Annotated in this window: 15 protein-coding genes; 12 read left to right on the top strand and 3 right to left on the bottom strand. The window is 65.4% G+C overall.

The annotated features are described in order from the left end of the window. Window positions 1–4: 4 nt before the first annotated feature. Entirely contained in the window at window positions 5–3037 is a 3033-nt protein-coding gene (locus Q8T13_20775) for a BamA/TamA family outer membrane protein (protein ID MDP3720205.1), read from the bottom strand. 73 nt (window positions 3038–3110) lie between these two features. Here Q8T13_20775 and Q8T13_20770 point away from each other — a divergent pair, with 73 nt between their 5' ends. After that, the gene (locus Q8T13_20770; GenBank protein MDP3720204.1) at window positions 3111–3728 is read left to right on the top strand and encodes a methyltransferase domain-containing protein; all 618 of its coding nucleotides are present in this window, start codon (window positions 3111–3113) and stop codon (window positions 3726–3728) included. 104 nt (window positions 3729–3832) lie between these two features. Continuing rightward, the gene (locus tag Q8T13_20765; GenBank protein MDP3720203.1) at window positions 3833–5395 is read left to right on the top strand and encodes an FAD-dependent oxidoreductase; all 1563 of its coding nucleotides are present in this window, start codon (window positions 3833–3835) and stop codon (window positions 5393–5395) included. A 48-nt stretch (window positions 5396–5443) separates the two neighbouring features. On the opposite strand, the gene Q8T13_20760 is transcribed toward Q8T13_20765, so the two are convergent. Further along, window positions 5444–6271, bottom strand: coding sequence for a ferritin-like domain-containing protein (locus Q8T13_20760; protein ID MDP3720202.1), 828 nt, complete (start codon window positions 6269–6271; stop codon window positions 5444–5446). A 297-nt stretch (window positions 6272–6568) separates the two neighbouring features. Here Q8T13_20760 and Q8T13_20755 point away from each other — a divergent pair, with 297 nt between their 5' ends. The 9 genes from Q8T13_20755 to Q8T13_20715 all read left to right on the top strand — a co-directional run bounded on the left by Q8T13_20755 (window position 6569) and on the right by Q8T13_20715 (window position 15181). After that, a complete protein-coding gene (locus Q8T13_20755; protein ID MDP3720201.1) occupies window positions 6569–7207 on the top strand; it encodes a response regulator transcription factor in 639 nt (212 codons plus the stop codon). 205 nt (window positions 7208–7412) lie between these two features. After that, a complete protein-coding gene (locus tag Q8T13_20750) occupies window positions 7413–8057 on the top strand; it encodes a cistern family PEP-CTERM protein (protein MDP3720200.1) in 645 nt (214 codons plus the stop codon). Window positions 8058–8251: 194 nt separating this feature from the next. Beyond that, a complete protein-coding gene (locus tag Q8T13_20745; protein MDP3720199.1) occupies window positions 8252–8725 on the top strand; it encodes a hypothetical protein in 474 nt (157 codons plus the stop codon). After that, window positions 8697–9884, top strand: coding sequence for a response regulator (locus Q8T13_20740; protein ID MDP3720198.1), 1188 nt, complete (start codon window positions 8697–8699; stop codon window positions 9882–9884). The genes Q8T13_20745 and Q8T13_20740 overlap by 29 nt, the downstream gene beginning before the upstream one ends. Beyond that, on the top strand, window positions 9881–10333 hold the full coding sequence (locus Q8T13_20735) for a response regulator (protein MDP3720197.1): 453 nt from the start codon (window positions 9881–9883) through the stop codon (window positions 10331–10333). Before Q8T13_20740 ends, Q8T13_20735 begins: the two co-directional genes overlap by 4 nt. Window positions 10334–10335: 2 nt before the next feature. Further along, window positions 10336–10797, top strand: a complete 462-nt coding sequence (locus tag Q8T13_20730) for a response regulator (GenBank protein ID MDP3720196.1) — start codon at window positions 10336–10338, stop codon at window positions 10795–10797. Window positions 10798–10928: 131 nt separating this feature from the next. Beyond that, window positions 10929–12179 carry a DUF1570 domain-containing protein gene (locus Q8T13_20725; GenBank protein MDP3720195.1) on the top strand — a complete coding sequence of 417 codons (1251 nt, stop codon included), beginning with the start codon at window positions 10929–10931 and terminating at the stop codon, window positions 12177–12179. A gap of 125 nt (window positions 12180–12304) precedes the next feature. Continuing rightward, window positions 12305–13924: a serine/threonine-protein kinase gene (locus Q8T13_20720; GenBank protein ID MDP3720194.1), complete on the top strand. Its 1620-nt coding sequence runs from the start codon at window positions 12305–12307 to the stop codon at window positions 13922–13924. 99 nt (window positions 13925–14023) lie between these two features. Next, window positions 14024–15181, top strand: coding sequence for a hypothetical protein (locus tag Q8T13_20715; GenBank protein ID MDP3720193.1), 1158 nt, complete (start codon window positions 14024–14026; stop codon window positions 15179–15181). Window positions 15182–15202: 21 nt separating this feature from the next. Here Q8T13_20715 and Q8T13_20710 read toward each other — a convergent pair whose 3' ends face one another. Further along, on the bottom strand, window positions 15203–15523 hold the full coding sequence (locus Q8T13_20710) for a hypothetical protein (GenBank protein MDP3720192.1): 321 nt from the start codon (window positions 15521–15523) through the stop codon (window positions 15203–15205). A 61-nt stretch (window positions 15524–15584) separates the two neighbouring features. Here Q8T13_20710 and Q8T13_20705 point away from each other — a divergent pair, with 61 nt between their 5' ends. After that, window positions 15585–17966, top strand: coding sequence for an ABC transporter permease (locus tag Q8T13_20705; GenBank protein MDP3720191.1), 2382 nt, complete (start codon window positions 15585–15587; stop codon window positions 17964–17966). Window positions 17967–18204 lie beyond the last annotated feature (238 nt).

Genomic DNA, 18204 nt, shown 5'->3' with positions numbered 1-18204 from the left:
GGCCTCAGAACCCCGGCATCAGGCCGAACTGCCACACCCAGCCGCGCCGCGAACGATCGAACGGCCGCACGTAGGCGATTTCGGCAATCGCGTAGCCGAGCACGTTGGCCCGGAGGGCGACGCCGGCACTGCGGACCCAGTCGCGTTCACCACCGCTGAACGAGGGCTGGTTGTCCTCGGTCCAGGCCAGTCCCGCATCCCCGAAGAACGCCATCTCCAGGGGGAACCCGCCGTAGAACGAACTGCGGTTGAACAGCCCGAGCAGCGGAAAGCGGAACTCGGCGCCGGCGACCGCAATGCGGCTGCCCTTGGTCTGATCGAAGGCGTCGCATGATGCCAGGTCCACTTCGACGCACTCGTTGGCGTCGAACGAGCCGACGTCGTAGCCGCGCACCAGACCCGGATAGCCCAGATAGAGTTCCGGCAACCGCGGATCCTCGCCGCCAGCGCCGTAGCGGCCGAAGTGCAACGCGCGAACGGCGAGCGTGAACGGCCGCACCGGCATGAAGTACCTGCGGTAGTCGGCGGTCACGCTGCTGAAGCTCAGCGAGCCGGCCATCTGCGAGAACTCGAGCCGGTACCGCTGGCCGACCAGCGGACTGGTCGCGCCAAACACCGACGAGTCGTAGACCAGCGCGGCGCTCGCCTCGCCCAGATTGAGCGCCTCCGGCCGAGGCAACTCGGTAACCTCATCGCCCAGCAGATCGCCGGTGACCGGGGAGTAGTAGAACGTTTCAAGCTGCGAGTCGAAGCTGATGCGGCGGCCGCCGCCGGCAAACTCGAGACGATGAACCCTGCTGAACGGGTACTGCGCAATCAGGCTGGCCGATTGGTTGGTTTGACGCTGGCGCAGCGATTGCTGGACGATGACGTCCTGGCCGTTGATGGTCGTGATGCCCTGGGCGAAGGCGCCCGTGACATACGGCGCCTGCTCGACGATGGCGCCCCAATTCCATCGCGACTGGCGATTGAGGTAGCCGATCGAGCCGCCGGTTTCCTCGAGGCGATTGCTCACCATCACGTTGGCGCCCAGCATGTGCTCACCAAGCACATCGCTGAACAGGAACGAAACGCCGCCACCGCCGTAGGCACCGAACTGATCGACCCCGACGCCCACCGTGGGCTGGCTGATGGCATCCAGCGAGAGTCTGGGTTTGTAGTCCTCGGCCGGGTAGACCCGGGCTTCGGGCAGGCCGCGAACCGGGTTCTCGAGCCGCTCGGTGACCTCGCCGGCCTTGCGTTCAGCCGGCGGCAGCACGGCGGCATTCGTGCCTTCCCTCAATCCGCTGTCAGCGGCCGAGCGGGTGCCCTCGCTCGAATAGATGTTGTAGCCGTCGTTCTCGAATACGGTGAACACCACCCCAGGTCCCGCAGCCGCCACCGACAAGGCGGGCGTGAGCGGAGTAATGCCGCTGACACCCGAGAGGACGTTGGTCACCCGCGCCGCCTGCGCCCCAGCGCCACGGGTCAGGCGGTAGACATTTGGAATGCCGTCTGGCGCGGCGATGAAGAACAACGTGCCGTCGGCGGCAAACTCCGGATTGCTGTTGCCACCGGTGGCAAACCCAGCCAGCTCGCGCATTTGCCGAGTGGCCACCACCATGCTGCCAATGCGGTAGTTGCCAAAGGCGAGCGTGGTGAGATCGGAGGAGAACCGATCGGTAACCCACGCCAGCTCGCGGCCATCGGGCGACCACTCAGGATCCAGGTCAGCATAAGCGTCGTTGGTCAGCTGCTGCAATTCGTCATTCGCCAGCGTCCACACGAACAAGTCGAGGACACCGCCCCGCATGGCCGAGAACGCGACCTGGCGGCCGTCGGGCGACCAGGCCGGGTTATGAATTTCGTCGAGGTTCTCGAACTTTCGCTCCCGCTCCCGGCGCCCGGTGTCGGCATCGACAATCGCCAGCACCGGCCTTCCCGAGCTGAGCGCGGCGAACACAAACCGGCGATTGTCGGCGGCCCAGTCGCCGGCCGAGGAGAGGAACTGCAGGCTGTCGAAGTGCGGATCGGTCGCGGTCGAGACAATCTTGCGCGTGGTGCGGCCGGTGATCGCGTCGGCGACGTACATGTCGATCGAGAAGAGGGATCGCTCCGACAAATAGATCAGTCGCCGTCCGTCGGGACTGAGCGCGGGCGCCAGGTTCATGTCGCCACCGCCGCTGGCTTTGCTGATGAGCGGCGCTCCAGACATCTGCGCACGCGCCGACTCGAAGACCCCCGCGTAACTTTGGCGCGTGGCCGCGTGCCAGTCGGCGCTCAGGGTCTTGGCGTCGGTGCCAAGCACCACCTGCACTGCACCCTCGATATCTCCTCGCGGCCCGGTGGCGCGTAACATCTCGCCGACGACGTGGTCGCCCCAGCGGCCGGCGACATAGGCCCAGAACGCGTGGCCGTATCGATAGGGGAAGACGTCGGGATCGTCGAGCTTGTCGATGGTGGGCATCGCGTCACGGGACGAAGCTTCGCGGACCCACATGGCGGTGTTGGCATCAACCGCCCCCAGCGAGAGGTACTCGGCCATGCCTTCGATGAACCACAGCGGCAGCGCCTGCAGGCCGGGACCCACCGGGCGGCCCTGCAGGTCGGTCTGGCCCGCCATGTCGTACTGGAACGCGTGAACCAGCTCGTGGCCCAGCACATGGTCGGTCTCCGCCAGTCCTCCCGCGAAGGGCAGGATGACGCGCCGCTTGGCGCTTTCGGTGACGCCGCCGGTGCCCTCGCCGATTTCGCCGTTGAGGACGTTGGTCTGCTGGAAGTGCGGATGAGCTGCGTAGAGGATGAGCTTCTGTCTGCTGCTTAACTCGTGCTTCAACAGGTGCGACAATCGGGAATACCAGCGCTCGGCCATCCGCGTGGCGAGACGAACGGCGGCTTCTTCTTCTGGGTAGTAATAGACATCGAAGTGCTCGCTGGTCAGCACCTTGAAGTCGAAGCGTTGGTGCTGTACCTTATTGCGCCCGAAGTATTGGGCGTCAGCGGGAATCGCGAGTCCGAGTATCAGGGCCGTGACCATGCAAACCAGAAGGGATCTCATTGCAACCTCACCACGGGAATTGCAAGATGTGCGCCTTCCTGCCGATCGGCATCACGTTTGCTCTTTCCGGGGCATGACCGCCACTGTTGCCATCGAACGCGCGTACCACCGGCTGTCGCCGGTCTACGATTTCGCGTTCGGCGGCATACTCGACGAGGGACGCAGGAAAGCCGTCGCGGAAATGCAGCTACGGCCGGGCCAGCGCGTCCTGGAGATCGGCATAGGCACCGGGCTGACCCTGCCCCTCTATCCACCCACCTGCCGCGTCGTCGGGCTCGATCTCTCGGTCCCGATGCTGGCGCAGGCGCAAGAGCGGCTGTCGCAACGCGAGCGCGGGCCGCGCGTGAGACTGCTGCGTGGCAACGCGGAACAGCTGCCCGTCGCGGCGGGTTCATTCGACGTGGTCTACGCGCCGTACGTGATGTCGGTGGTGAGCGATCCGGTCAACACTGCGAAAGAGCTGCGCCGTGTCTGCGCACCGGGTGGACGAATCATCCTGCTCAATCACTTCCAGAGTGAGCACCCGGCCGCGGCATGGCTCGAGCGGTTCGTCGAGCCGATGACCCGCTACGTCGGGTTCAAGACCGGCCTGGCGCTGACGCCGCTGCTCGAAGAAGGCGGTCTGCGCGCGCTCTCGATCGAAGCCGTCAACGTGCCGCCGATCTGGAAGCTGGTGGTCTGCGCGCCGTAGCGTCCGGCGAACTCGCGGCGGTTTCACCGTGATGCCTTGACTGATGTACTCTTATGCCCTAATCGGATGGGTTTCATAAGCTTCAGTTACAAAGGCTTACAAGCATGAGCAAGCACAGTCCACGGGCGTCATTTCCGGCACTGACCAGGCGCCGGTTTCTCGAACAACTGGGCGCCGTCGGCGGCTCGTCGCTGGTGATGAGCGCCATGAGCTCGTGGGATCTCATGGCGGGATCGGCGGGCCAGCGGCCCGAGCTCACCGGCCGTCCGGCGAAAGCCAAGGTGCTGATACTCGGCGGCGGCCTCTCGGGCCTCGTCACCGCGTATGAACTTGGGAAGCTCGGTTACGACTACCAGGTGCTCGAGGCGCGCGAACGCGTCGGCGGGCTGCAGTGGACCGTCCGCAAGGGCTCGACGCACACCGAGCCGGGCGGCGAGGCTCAGGTCTGCGCGTTCGACGAAGGGCAGTACATCAACGTCGGACCGTGGCGGATCCCGCACTCGCACCACGGCGTGCTGAACTACTGCAAGCAACTCGGCGTGCCGCTCCAGGTGTTCATCAACGAATCGGACGCGTCGTACTTCTATTACGAAGGCGCCGCCGCCGGGACGCTCGCCAACAAGAAGATTCGCATGCGCGAGGTCAAGGCCGACCTGGCCGGGCAGGTCAACGAGTTGCTGGTCAAGGCGATCGATCAGAAGCAGCTGGACGTGCCGCTGACCCCGGAGGATCAGAAGCGACTCACCAGCTACCTGATCGGCCAGGGCTACCTCGATGCCAACACCCGCACCTACAAGGCCTTTGCGAACCGCGGCGAAGGCGACCCGTACCAGTTGGCGGCGCTGCTGCAGGCCGGGTTCGGCAACCGCCTGCGCTCGGTGCCGGCGATTGAAGGCACGACGGCATCGCCCATGTTCCAGCCGATCGGCGGCATGGACCAGATCGCCAAGGCCTTCGAGCGCGCGATTGGGCCGAAGCGAATCACGTTCAACGCCGAGATCCAGTCGGTGCACCAGAGCGATACCGGCGTGAAGGTCACATACCTCGACAAGAGGAGCGGCAAGAAGGTCGAGACCTCGGCCGACTACGTGGTGGTGTCGATGCCGCTCAACCTCGTCGCCGGCCTCGACATCAACCTCGCCAGCGACATCATGGAGGCGATCAAGGCGGTGAACTACAGCAACAGCGCCAAGGTCGGCCTGGCCATGAAGCGCCGCTTCTGGGAAGAGGATGACGGCATCTTCGGCGGCCACCTCTACTCGAACCTGCCGCTCGGCCAGTTGTCGTACCCGTCGGCCGACCTCATGGCGAAGAAGGGCGTGCTGCTCGGGTTGTACACCAACGGCCCCATCGGCACCCTGCTCGACCAGCCGGTCGCCGCGCGCATCGAGCACGTGTTGAGCAACGTCAGCAAGGTGCACCCGCAGGTCCGCACCGAGTTCGAAAGCGCTTACGCCGTGTGGTGGAAGAAGGTTCCCTACAACATGGGTGGCTACGCCAGCGGCCGCAACGAAGCGCGCCGGCAGATTCTGTCGAAAGTTGATAACCGAATCCTGCTCGGCTCAGCAGCGGTCACCCCGCACTCAGAACCCGACTGGCAGGAGGGCGCCGTGTCGGCCGGCTGGCAGGCGCTCAAGCTGGTCCACGAGCGCGCTATGCGCGGGTAGGCTCCAAGCGGGGGCAGCGGCGCACGTGGCCGCTGCCCCACCGCGCCGCTAAACCGTCCGAATGGTGCCGTTGAAGCCGCCCGGGAAAAAGCCACCGCTCGTGGCGCCCGCGGTCTTATTGGCGTACACAACGGCCAGCACCTGGCTGGGCGTACGAGCTGGGCTCAGTCCCTCATTCGTCACGTTGAAGAGCCGGCCATTGGGCGAACCGAGTGGCGGGACGTCGGCGCTATCGAGCTGAGGCTGGGCAATGCCCCGGTCGTAGACGAGGTAGCGGAGCACGCCGGCGTGCTGCCCTTCGGTCAACGCAATGCCGGCCGCCGCCGCCAGAATCGCCCGGCTCGAGATGAGCGGCGCCGCGCCGAGGTACGCGGTCACGCCGACGTCTTCAAACGCCCGCGCCAGCGTCAGGAACTCGGTGGCGTTGGCGAAGCCAATGCCGAGCGCGGCCAGGTTAATGGCCGGCTTGGCGACCGCGGCTGATCCAAGGGCGGTGCGCAGCAGTTTCACATGCATCTGCTCTTCGTTGGCGATGTCGCGGGCCACCTGCATCACGCGGTTGTCCATGGACACGACACTGCCACCGACGGTGCCGCCGAGCGTGCCCGTGCCGGTCACACCGATGTCGAGGTCCTGGATCCGACGCCCGGTGGTGGCGACCGTGTAGAACTCCGCCTCCAGGTACTCGAGATTCAACGCGAAGTTCAGGATGTCAACGTCGGTAATCCCCTGCGCCTGCACCGTGGCGCCGGAACCGATCACACTGGCACCGGCCGCGGCCCACAGGCCCGCTGCCATCGTCCGCTTGGCGAAGTCGCGGCGGTTTACCGGATTGGCGATCAGTTCACCAATCGCCTCTTTCTTGTCGTAGCTCATCGTCTGTCTCCCTCGATGCCGCGCTCTGGTAGCGCCGGATCGCATGTGGCTCATCGGTTTGCCGAACATTCCGCTTCCCGGTCGGAATGCTCCATGGCGAGGATGCAGTGCGCATTCCACGCAGGGTTTTCCCGTACCGGCGCCGTTTGCTCCCTGCGGTTCGTGGGCGAAGCTGCGGTAGCGCTGTCGCTCGGGACAATCGCGCCTGGATTTTCGCTGCTCATCTTGACCAGTGGCTTTCCACTTGTGCCGGGCACGAACCCTGCAAGTCGAGCCAAGCGTCCTGACATGCACCCAATGCCACCCCCACGCCGACTGAGGGTCCTGCTCGCGGACGACCACGCGAGCGTTCGACAAGGGATACGAGCACTGTTCCAGTCGGTGCCCGGCGTTGACGTCGTGCATGACGTCGCCGGCGGTGACGCCGCCCTCGAAGCAGTCCGCGCGCTGGCACCCGACATCGTGGTGATCGACCTGGCGATGCGGCCCACGGACCACTTGACGGTCATCCGGCGGATCCAGGAGGCCAGGCGGCAGACAAAGGTCATCGTCCTGACGCGCCACCAGGAGCCCGCGTACGCCCGCGAGGCCTTCGCCGCGGGCGCCTCAGGCTACGTGCTCAAGCAGAGTCCGTTCGAAGAGCTGAGGCGCGCGGTCGAGATGGTGGCACGCGGCGGACAGCATATCGATGCCGGGCTTCAACACGTGGAGACAGGGTTGGCGGAGGCTCTGACCTCCGTGGTCAGCACGCGCGAGCTCGAAGTGCTGCGACGGGCCTCGTTGGGACACCCGAACAAGGAGATTGGCAAGGCCTTCGGGATTGCGGTCAAGACCGTCGAAGTGCACAAGTCCAATGCGATGAAGAAGCTCGAGCTACGTGACCGCAGCGAGCTGATCCGGTACGCTTCGCGGCACGGCTGGCTGCGCGACGCCTAGACTGGCAGTCCTGTCCCCATTGACACCCCCAACCCGAGCGGACACATGTCATCCCTCAGCGAGACTTCGCTTGTAAAGGTTGGCGAGGGGGAGATTAACGACCACGACCACTAACGCGCTCCACCGGGACGAGAGAGGACACGGACGGCGCGAAGGTTGCAGTGGGTCGGTCAACACAAATCCCAAGGAGGGAATTCACCCAATCATGATGCGACGTCTACTTTCAATCAGCCCCCTACTGCTCCTCACGTTTCTCTTTGCGCCAGCGCAGGCGCACGCCGCAACCATCGTGCTCTTCGGCACAACGAATGCCAGTGATGCCACCGCCACTGCCGACTACACGCTCACGGGTAACACGCTCAACTTGTCACTGACCAACACCTCGCCGTACTCGGCTGCGATCACCGGGTTCGGTCTTGACCTGGTGGCCGGCGACACCGGCCTGGGCAATGACGGCATTGACGGTTTCTCAGGGACGTCGGTGCTCGACTTCGACTTCACCGATGGCAACGTGGGCAACATCCCTGGCTACAACGGCACCGTGCTCGATTTTGGCTTCCTGACCGGAAACAATTTCAACGGTGGCTCCGCCAACGACGGCATCGCGCCGGGCGAGACGCTGGGCTTCATGGTGACGGGTCCATTCGGCGGGCTGACCGATGCGCAGATCGCGGCGGCGCTGTTCGTCCGCTTTCAGCGGGTCGGCCCGAACGGCCGCAATAGCGACGTCGCGACGGGATCGTTGAATCCCACGCCGGTGCCGGAGCCGGCTTCCATGCTGCTTCTCGGCGGCGGTCTCGCGGCGATCGCCGCGCGACGTCGACGTATGCGCAACAACCAGATCGCTTAAGGTGATGACGGCGGCCCGATGAGGGCCGCCGTCAGCGCAGGTACAGGGACAAAAGAGGCGCTGCGGGACCTATTCTGCCCAGCCCACCACCTCTGCCGGTGGGCACAAGTCCTGCATAGTCATCTAGAGTGCCGACAAACAGGACGAAATTCGCAGGCTTTGTTCTTCTGATTCTCGGGATTGCCGCTACGAGCATGAGCGCCCAGCCCATGCCTACCTCGAACTTTGAAGTAGGGGACGAAATTCAACTGCAGGGCTGCGTGGTCGATGCTGAGCGGTCGGGCAATTATGTCTTCAGCAGCGTGACGGCGTGGCCCGTAGCGACGACTCCAAAGGGCCGGTACGGCCCGCGGCACTTCTGGCTCGCGGATGCCGCGAAGCACCTGCCGGAACACGTCGGCCGAACCATCCAGGTCACCGGCAAGATCGTAGACCTTCGCGAATCGGAGATTGAACGCAACCCTCAGTACAACTCGCAGGGCGGTACCCGCGTCGGCATCGAACTCCCGACCGGCAGTGTCTTTACTGAACCGGGTCTGGCCGGGATCCCAGCAGGACAGCGGGACAGCAAGGTCGACATGAAGATCACGCTCGTGAAGGTGGAGATGATCTCGCTGCTCGTCGTGATGCAAAGCTGCCTTGACCGGGCCGACCAGTCCCGCCCCTGAACCGTCCTTCGAACTGCTCTATCAGACAGCTCCCGCCGTCTTCCTCCAAGCCAAGGTCGGGCTCTTCGGCAAGCGGATGTTCACTTTTGAACAGATCGCCCCGGCGAGGCGCGATATGAAAATTGAGGGAGATATGCCATGGACAGCAGCCCGGTATCGTCCGCCCCCCTTCGACCCGGAACCGCACCAGGGATATGTCCTCATCGTTGACGACATGGAGGCCAACCGCAACCTCCTGGCGACCGTGCTCGAACGCGCCAATTACCGCGTCGACTGTATCGAGGATGGCCGCGACATCCTCAATCAGGTCCGGGAGAAAGCGCCGGACCTGGTCCTGATGGACGTGATGATGCCGGAGGTCGATGGCTTTGCGGCGTGCCGCACCCTGAAGGCCCATGCCGCGACGCGCCTCGTACCTGTGGTCCTGCTCACGGGACTGCACGACACCGACAGCAGGGTCCGGGGCATCCATGCCGGTGCCGACGACTTCCTGACCAAGCCGTTCAACCTGCTGGAACTGTACGCCCGGGTGCGCTCGTTGGTGCGGCTCAAGCGATACACGGATGATCTCGACAGCGCCGAGGCCGCCTTTGTCAGCCTGGCTCTGGCGATCGAAGCCCGCGACCCGTACACCAACGGACATTGCCAACGGCTGGCCAAATACTCCGCGCTGCTGGGCCAGGCCGTGGGGCTCTCCGACGACGACCAGATGGTGCTCGGCCGCGGGGCGTACCTGCACGACATTGGCAAGGTCGGAATCGCCGACGCCGTGCTGTTGAAGCCCGCGCGGCTGACCCCGCTCGAGTACGCGCACGTGCAGGAACACACCGTCATCGGCGATCACGTCTGCAGCGAGCTGCGATCGCTCCGGAAGGTTCGGTCGATCGTGCGACACCACCATGAACGCCTCGACGGCAGCGGCTATCCCGACGGCCTTCGGGGTGATGCCATCCCGCTGCTGGCCCAGATCACCGGCATCGTCGACCTGCATGACGCGGTCACCACTTCACGCCCGTACCGTCCGGCGCTGACAATCGAACGCGCGCACGATGAACTGCACCAGGAGGTGGCCAAAGGTTGGCGCCGGCAGGATCTCGTTGACGCGTGGACCAAGGTTAGTGGTGGCATCGGCGCGATCAGCCCAAAGGGGGACGCATGACGGCCACTGCGACGTCCCCATTGGTGCTGATCGTTGATGACGAGCCTGGCATTCGCGAACTGGAACGGCGCATTCTCGAACGCGGCTCGTACCGCGTGCTCGAGGCCTCGGGTGCCGCCGAAGCATTCGCGCTGTTCGCCGATGGGCTCGTGCCCGACCTGTTGATTGCCGATCTCGACTTGCCCGAGATGCCGGGCGAACAGATGGTGCCGCGGATCCGCGAGGCGCGTCCGGGACTGAAAGTTCTGTATGTCAGTGCCTCCTTCGACCGCCTGCTCAACTCCCGAATATCCCTCGGCGATGGTGAGGCCTTTGTGGACAAACCGTTCACGCCCAGAGGTCTGCTCGAGGGCGTGTCGCTCTTGCTGTACGACCGCTTGTCGCCGCCGTTGCGTCTACCAGATGTGCTACAACCACGAGTGGGGCTGTTTGGGAAGGGAACGAGGTAACGATGAGCACAGTCTTGATTGTCGACGATGAGGCGGCGATTCGGGAGCTGCTGTCGCGGTGGCTCTCGTCGGCGGGCCATTCCGTGGTCGAGGCGCCGGATGCCGAGTCGGCGTTGGCCGTTCTCGCCAGCCAGACCGTGGGTGTCGTGCTGTGCGACCGGTCCATGCCCGGGCGTGACGGCCTCTGGCTGGTGGAACAGATCAAGGACCGGTTCCCAAACGTCGCCATCATCCTGGCGACGGCGGATGCCGCCGTGCCGCCACGCATCAGCATGCAGAGCGGGATCCTGGGCTATCTCGTCAAGCCATTCAAGGTGCTTCTGGTAACTGAAGCCGTGGCGGATGCCATGGCCTGGCACCGCGTTGCCGCCAAACGTCCGCGCCGCGATCTCACTGTAACCGGGGACCCCATCGATGCCTGGCTGCGCGGGCGGGCCGGACGCACTTCTGCGGGTGGTGAGTGACCAGGAGCGCTGGGCGTGCGGAGCGGCGATGCGGCACCACCTTCCGGGTCGAGCTCGCCTTGGTCCCGCCGAAATACTTCGTCCATTAATGAACCCATGACGTCCGGTTCCAGTGCACGGGAGACTGCGTAATGGCCCTCCGAACCGCACGCGTTACCGCATTGCTTGTGGCATCGGCATTGACCGCCACAGTGGGCGCGAGAAACAAAGCATGGTCGGTCGTCGACACAGGGTCGATGCGTGCCATCGCCGAAACCCCAGACGCGGCCGCCGCTGCGCTCGATCGAATCGTCGAGATCCAATCGATGATCGAGCAAGCGGCATCGGTACGGCCGACGGTGCCGATTACTGTCTTTGCCATCAACGACACGAAGGCGTTCACCGAGATTGCTCCCTCAGGGTTGAAACGCCGCGGCGTCGTCGCGTTGGGATTCGCGCATACCGGGCCACTGGCGTCATTCATGGCGTTCCGAACGAATCTGCCAAATCCCATTCAGACGCTTCGGCACGAATATGTGCATATCCTGACGGCCACTCAATCACCCGACGCGCCCGCGTGGCTGCATGAAGGCCTGGCGGAATTCTGGGGCTCAATCGTCGTCGAGGGCGATCGGCTGATTGTTGGGCGCTCGGTGCCGAGGCATCTCGACGCGCTGCGTAAGCGCAAATGGCTGCCTCTCGATGCGGTCTTGAAGCAGTCGCGAGGGGCATTGCAGTCGGACCCGAAGCAGGTATCGCAGTTTTACGCACAGTCATGGGCGATGGTGCACTACCTGCTGCTTGGGCAGGACGCCGGCGGCCCACTGCTGTTCATGCCGTCCATCACCACGTTGCCGCCGCAATTTGAGTCGGCGGTCAAGCAGTACGTAGAGGGCGGTCAGTTACACGAAGTATCCATGCCATGGCAGGCCGCAACGCGCGAGCCAAGCACGGTCTCGGTACTCTCGGAGGCAAGCATGTTTGCAGAGCGCGCCCACCTGCTCCAGTGGAGCGATCGGCCAACGGCCGCGTTGCCATTAGCCAAGCGAGCCTTGACCTTGAAACCCACAGAGACCCTCGCGCTCGAAGTGATGGGCGTGTCTTCATTCTTGATCAAGCAGCACGCGGAAGCGCGCGGGTGGTTTGGGCGGGCAATCAACACCGGCTCTGCCGGGTACACGACCGCTCTGTACATGGCGTTGCTATCCTCCGCGACGGCCGATCTCGAGTATTACTTGGTCGAAGCCCTCCGCCTCAGGCCCAGCTCGGAAGTCGCGTGGCGGCTGCTCGCCGGGGTCTACAGACAAGACGGCAGGCTCGAGTACGCGCGACAATGGTGCGACGCCATGCTAAGGCCGGTGCCCTCATGGCTATGGCTCAGCCCCGTCGTGCCGTGCCGTTAACCAGGACAAGACCGTGACCTATCGCGAGGAATCCGCAAGGCCGGGCAGACGGCAGTTTCCCTCATTCCAACACTGGTGAGGAGCTACAGGGCCGCTAGCTCGGCGGTGGTGATAGGCTCTGGTGGTTGCTCCATCATCGTCCGTCGCCGTTGACCGATCACAGCGAGGAAGGACGCGCCTTCCTGCAAGCCAGGGTCGCGCTCTTCTGGAAGGTCATCTTCTTCATCATCCTGCTGGGCAGCGGCCTGGGAATGGTCGGCGCCGTCGCCCGGCCAGGTGGCGACCTGGCCCTTACCATGCTCTCGACGGCCAACGCCGGCTTGTTCTGGTGGCTGGCCAGCCGCGGCGAGCGGTCGATCCAGTTCTCCCGGTGGCTCGACGCCGGCGGCCTGCTGCTCAACTCGACCGCCAGCGCCCTCATGGGACGCTACCTGTTGACCGGTTTTGCCACCGATCAGTCCTTGGCGAGCGCCCAGGCCATCAACGTCGCCGATGGCTACATCACGATGCTGCAACTGAGCGGCATGGCGATGATGATGGCCATTCGCGCCGCCCTCATCCCGTCGTCGCCGCGCCGGACGATGGTGATCACCGCCATGTTCGCCGTGCCGATGATGCTGGTGACCGTGGCACTCGAACCCGTCGTAGACGGCGTCATGGCGTGGCGCACGCCCGAGTCCGGTGTGTTCCCGTGGTTGCCGGCGACCATGGTGATCATCTGGGGCTTCGGCATCATCATGTGCGCGGTCATTTCCCAGGTGATCTATGGCCTGCGCGCCGAGGTGCTGGAGGCGCGCCGCCTCGGGCAGTACGTGATCGAACGCAAGATTGGCGCCGGCGGCATGGGCGAGGTCTACCGCGCGCGCCACGGCATGATGCGGCGGCCCTCGGCCATCAAGCTGCTGCGCGCCGATCAGGCCGGCGAGGCCAATCTCGCCCGCTTCGAGCGCGAGGTGCAGCAGACGGCGCGGCTCACCCACCCCAATACCATCACCATCTTCGACTACGGCCGCACCCACGACGGCGTCTTCTACTACGCCATGGAGCTGCTCGACGGCGCGACGCTGCAACGCGTGGTCACGGTCGACGGCGCGCAGCCGCCGGCGCGAGTCGTGCGAATCATGTCGATGTTGTGCGGCGCGCTCGACGAGGCGCACGGCATCGGGCTGATTCATCGCGACATCAAGCCGGCCAACATCATGCTGTGCACGCAGGGCGGCGAGCGCGACGTGGTGAAGCTGCTCGACTTCGGCCTGGTCAAGCAGTTCCGGCTCGGCGGCGATGTCGAGCTGACCGGCGACAACACCGTCATGGGCACACCGCAGTACATGGCGCCCGAATCGATCATGAATCCGGATACGGCCGATGCCCGTTCGGACATCTACGCCCTGGGGGCGGTCGCGTACTACCTGTTGGCAGGCACCGACGTGTTCAATGGCAAGTCGGTGGTCGAGGTCTTGAGCCAGCATCTCTCGCAGAAACCAGAGCCGCTGTCGGCGAGACGCGGCCTCTCGGTGCCGGGCAAGCTCGAGGCGGTCGTGATGTCGTGCCTCGACAAGGATCCCAACGGCCGTCCGCAGACCGCGGCGGACCTGCGCCGCCAGATCGAGGCGTGCCGCATCGAGCCCTGGGACCGCGCGGCCGCGCTCGCCTGGTGGCGCGAACACCCGGGCGCGGCCGAGGCCGACGCGGTCATGAACCCGGGGGACGCCCGCACCATCGCCGTCGACGGCATCCATCGGTAGCAGATGTTCAATCTCCATGCTCGAGGTGGCGGGCAGTTCCCTCTTGCGGCGGACCGCCGGTGTCGGCTCTACTACCGGTTCCGAACAAAGGAGCTGCAGATGTCAGTAGACAAGGCAACACTGTCACGAGTTCTCGGGTTTGTCCTCGCCGCCGGCGCCGCCCTCTTTCTGGCGACGGCGGACACCGGCACCACGGCGCAGGCCCAGGCCAAGGTGGCCAACTTCATCACTGGTGAAGGGCTGCCCAATCCGACGCCGAAGGTCACGCAAAACTGGGGCGAGCTGCCGGCTGGCCGGGTGTGGGGAACGTCGGCCGGCATCGACATCGACCCGAAAGACGGCCACGTGTGGGCCTACGAGCGCTGTGGCGCGGGCACGGCCGGCGGCGGCCCGGTGGACTGCGACAACAACCCGGTGGACCCGGTCTTCAAGTTCGATCGCCACACCGGCAAGGTGCTCGCCAACATCGGCAAGGGCGTGATGGTGACGCCGCACGGCATTGGCCTCGACCGGGACGGCAACGTGTGGGTCGCCGACTTCGCCGGCAACAAGGAAGGGACCAAGGGCCACCAGGTCCACAAGTTCACCCCCAAGGGCGAGAAACTGATGAGCCTGGGCATTGCCGGCAAGCCCGGCAACGCCGACGGCCAGTTCAACCAGCCGAACGACGTGGTGATCGGCCCCGATGGCAGCATCTACGTGTCGGACGGCCACGACGGCCAGGGGATGACCACACCCGCGGCGCTCGCCGAGGGCCTGAAACGCGGCGCCACCGCCCGCATCAGCAAGTTCTCGCCCGACGGCAAGTTCATCAAGTCGTGGGGAGGGCTGGGGGTGCGCCACGGCGAGTTCCGCACGCCGCACGCGATGGTGTTCGACGCAAAGGGCCGACTGTGGGTGGCCGATCGCGGCAACCACCGCCTCGAGATCTTCGACGCCGACGGCAAGTATCTCGAGTCGCGCTACGCCTACGGGCGCATCAGCGGCCTGTTCATCAGGAACAACACCGTGTACGCGATCGACTCGGAGTCGAGCCCGATGAACCACCCGGGCTGGCGTAACGGCGTGCGCATTGGGCCGCTGGACGAGGATCGTATTACCGCTTTCGTCGGCCCCTTCGAGCGCGAAGACCGGGTCTATCAGGGCACGGCCGGTGAGGGCGTCGCGGTGGACGCCGACGGCAACATCTACGCCGCGGAAGGGCCCAACTCGATCCGCCAGGCCGGCGGCGCATTCACCAAGTATTCCGTGAAGTAGTGCGGTGTACGATGAGGGCCTTCACATCAGCAACGTGAAGGCCTTCATTTTGACGGCCATGGGGACTTTGACCGCCGACAGCAGCTCGCTGTAGTTCTTCGACAGCGCGATCTGCTGGATGCGGGACATCGACCCCGAGGCCGTGAAGTCCGGCGAGTCCAGCCCTTTCACCACCTTGGCCACCCGGCCATCGGCCAGGTGCAGCGTGTACGACTGCCCATCATCATCATTGGTGAACCCGACCCGCTGGTAGCCGAGCCTGGCCACCTTGGCGGTGAACGGCAGGGCGTTGTAGTCCTGCGCCAGGGCATCAAACTCATGCGTCTCTTCGAAGGTGCTCATGGCTCCAGCATGTCACGGGCCGCGCGCTTCGTCGGCCCGGCAAATGCGGTATCTTCCACGGATGAGGCTTCGCAGCCTGCTGGCGCGGCCCGGCTTCGCCTTGGCGGCGGTGGGGATGCTCGCGCTCGGCATCGGCATAACCACGGCGATGTTCACCATCGTCGATGCCCTGTTGCTGAGGCCGGTGCCGTTTCACGCGCCGCAGGAGCTCGCCTTCGTCTACATGGGCAATGAAAACGGCGGGCGTACAACGGTGGCGCCCGCCGTTCTGCGTGCGTGGCGCGACAGCCCCGCCTTTGCCGGCGCCGAGGGGGCTAATGCCGACACCGCTGTGGTCGAGACCGGCGGCACGGTGGCGACACGCGGCAGCGCGCGCGTCACGACCGGTCTGTTCGGCCTCTTGGGCAACGTGCGACCAATCCGGGGCCGGTTGTTCGAACCCAGTGACGGTCGCGCCGGCAGCGACGATCGCGTCATGCTGTCGGAGGACCTCTGGCGTTCGCTTTATGGGGCCGACCCCGGCATCATCAACCAGCGCGTCACCATCGACAACGAATCTCTCTTGGTCGTCGGCGTCCTGCCGTCTGACTTCCGCTTCCCCAATTCCGAGACGGTGATCTGGCGCCCGATCGACTATGACGCACCGCCGGCCGGCCGGGAAGCGGATCGACCGACGGCCTATGTCCGCTTCGCGCCGGCACTTCCGCGCGACGAGGCCATCCGCCTGGCCACCGCCGCGGCTCACGACGCCGACGCCACCACGGCCAAGCTCGTCCCGCGGGTGTCGCCGATGGCCGGACTTCGGCTCGATGACTATTCGCGGCGAGCCGTGCCGCTGTTGGCCGGTGCGGTCGCCCTGGTCTTCCTCGTGCTGTGCGCGAACGTCTGCAGCCTGCTACTGTCGCGCCTGACCGATGCCGGACGGGAGTTCAGCATCCGGGCGGCGCTCGGCGCCTCGCGGGCGACGTTGATTCGCCACGCCCTGGTCGAGTCGGCGGTGCTCGGAACATCGGGAGCGATCGTTGGTGCGGGCATCGCATGGGCCGCGGTGGCGCTCGCTCGCACCTACCTCCCGGAATCGTTCGTCCTGCAGACGCTCAATCCACTCGACCTCGATCGGCGCGCGCTGCTTGCTGCATCGGTCGCGGGAATCAGCGCGACGTTGGCGTCGGGCCTGATCCCTGCCTGGATTGGCACCCGCGTTGACAGTGGCGACTCGCTGCGCGGCGTCGGGCGCAGCGGCACCGACAGCCGCGCGTCGCGTGGCATCACCCGGGCATTGCTGGTCAGCGAAATCGCGCTCGCCTGCACCCTGCTCACCGCCGCAACGCTGCTGGTCCGGTCATTCGCAAACCTGTCCGGCGTCGAGCGGGGGGTGGACAGCAGCCGCGTCGTCACCGCGACGATGACGCTGCCCCCCAGCGCGTTTCCAGAAACAGCCTCGCGCGCCGCCATCGCCGCGTCACTCGATCAGCGGATGCGCGACTTGCCTGGCGTGCGCCAGGTGGCGTGGTCCTTCGGATTGCCGCCATCGGGCGGAGGCTTCGCGACGCGGGAGTGGCTGGCGGACCAGGGCGGCTCACCCGGCGTGACCATGACGGTGAACACCTACAACGTCACGGCCGATTTCTTCCCGATCTACGGGATCCCCATCATCATGGGTCGCGGCTTCCAGCCGTCTGACCAGGCGAACCAGGTCATCGCCGGCGAGCGATTCGCCCGCGCGCTCTGGGGCGCAGGCAACCCTGTGGGCCGCACCTTTACGTACGCCCGGAATGTGAACTCCCCCACTGCGCCGCCCCCAACGGTGTACGAGGTGATTGGCGTCGCGCGGGAACAGACGTTGCCGACGCTCGAGGCCCGGCTCGATCGCCCGGAGTTCTATTTGCCGTTCGGGAACATCGGCGGCTACGCCATGATGAGCATCGGCTGTGATCTGTCGTGCCCTGACAGTGCGGTCGTGCGCCAACGGCTCAGCACGTCCCACCCGGCCATTCGGGTCAACGACGTGCGCACGCTCGACAGCGCTTTCGCCGAACACCTGACCCGGCCGCGCGCGGCGGCGGTGCTCGCTTTCGCCTTCGCCGCGATCGCCGTCATCGCCGCTGCGGGCGGCCTGTTCAGCGTCTTGAGCTATGCCGTCGGACGGCGGCGGCGGGAGTTTGGGATTCGGGCGGCCATCGGCGCATCCCCGCGGCAGCTCGGACAGGTGGTGCTGCGCGAGGGCTTGCTGATTACATTTGCCGGCATCTCGATCGGAGGCATCGGCTCGGTAGCCCTTGGGCGTGCCTTATCGTCGCTACAGTACGGCATGGCGGCGACCGATCCCGTCAGCCTGGCACTGGTCGTCACAATCCTCGTGCTGACAGCTGTCGCCGCTGGATGGCGGCCGGCGCGCCAGGCGATTCGCACCGATCCGGTCGTGCTGGTGCGCGAGGAGTAGGTCACGCCCACCGCTCACCGGTGCCGTCAGTCCGCGTCTGACGGCCTCAGCGACCATCTCCTCGAGCACTGTGTCCTTCTGTCAAGGACGCATTCTCCGACATCAGCACTTCATGTCGGACCACACTCGCTAAACCGATGTGTCGATTGACATGTGAGTCGCAGGCGCACACGCTATTCGCATGTCGCGAAGGGTCCAGATTCGGAAACTCGAACGTCTGGCGGTTCGGCCAACGCGC

The organism is Acidobacteriota bacterium (assembly GCA_030697165.1).
GTDB lineage: Bacteria > Acidobacteriota > Vicinamibacteria > Vicinamibacterales > UBA2999 > 12-FULL-67-14b.
Note: the sequence above shows the minus strand (reverse complement) of the source record. Positions and strands in the feature narration are given on the sequence as shown.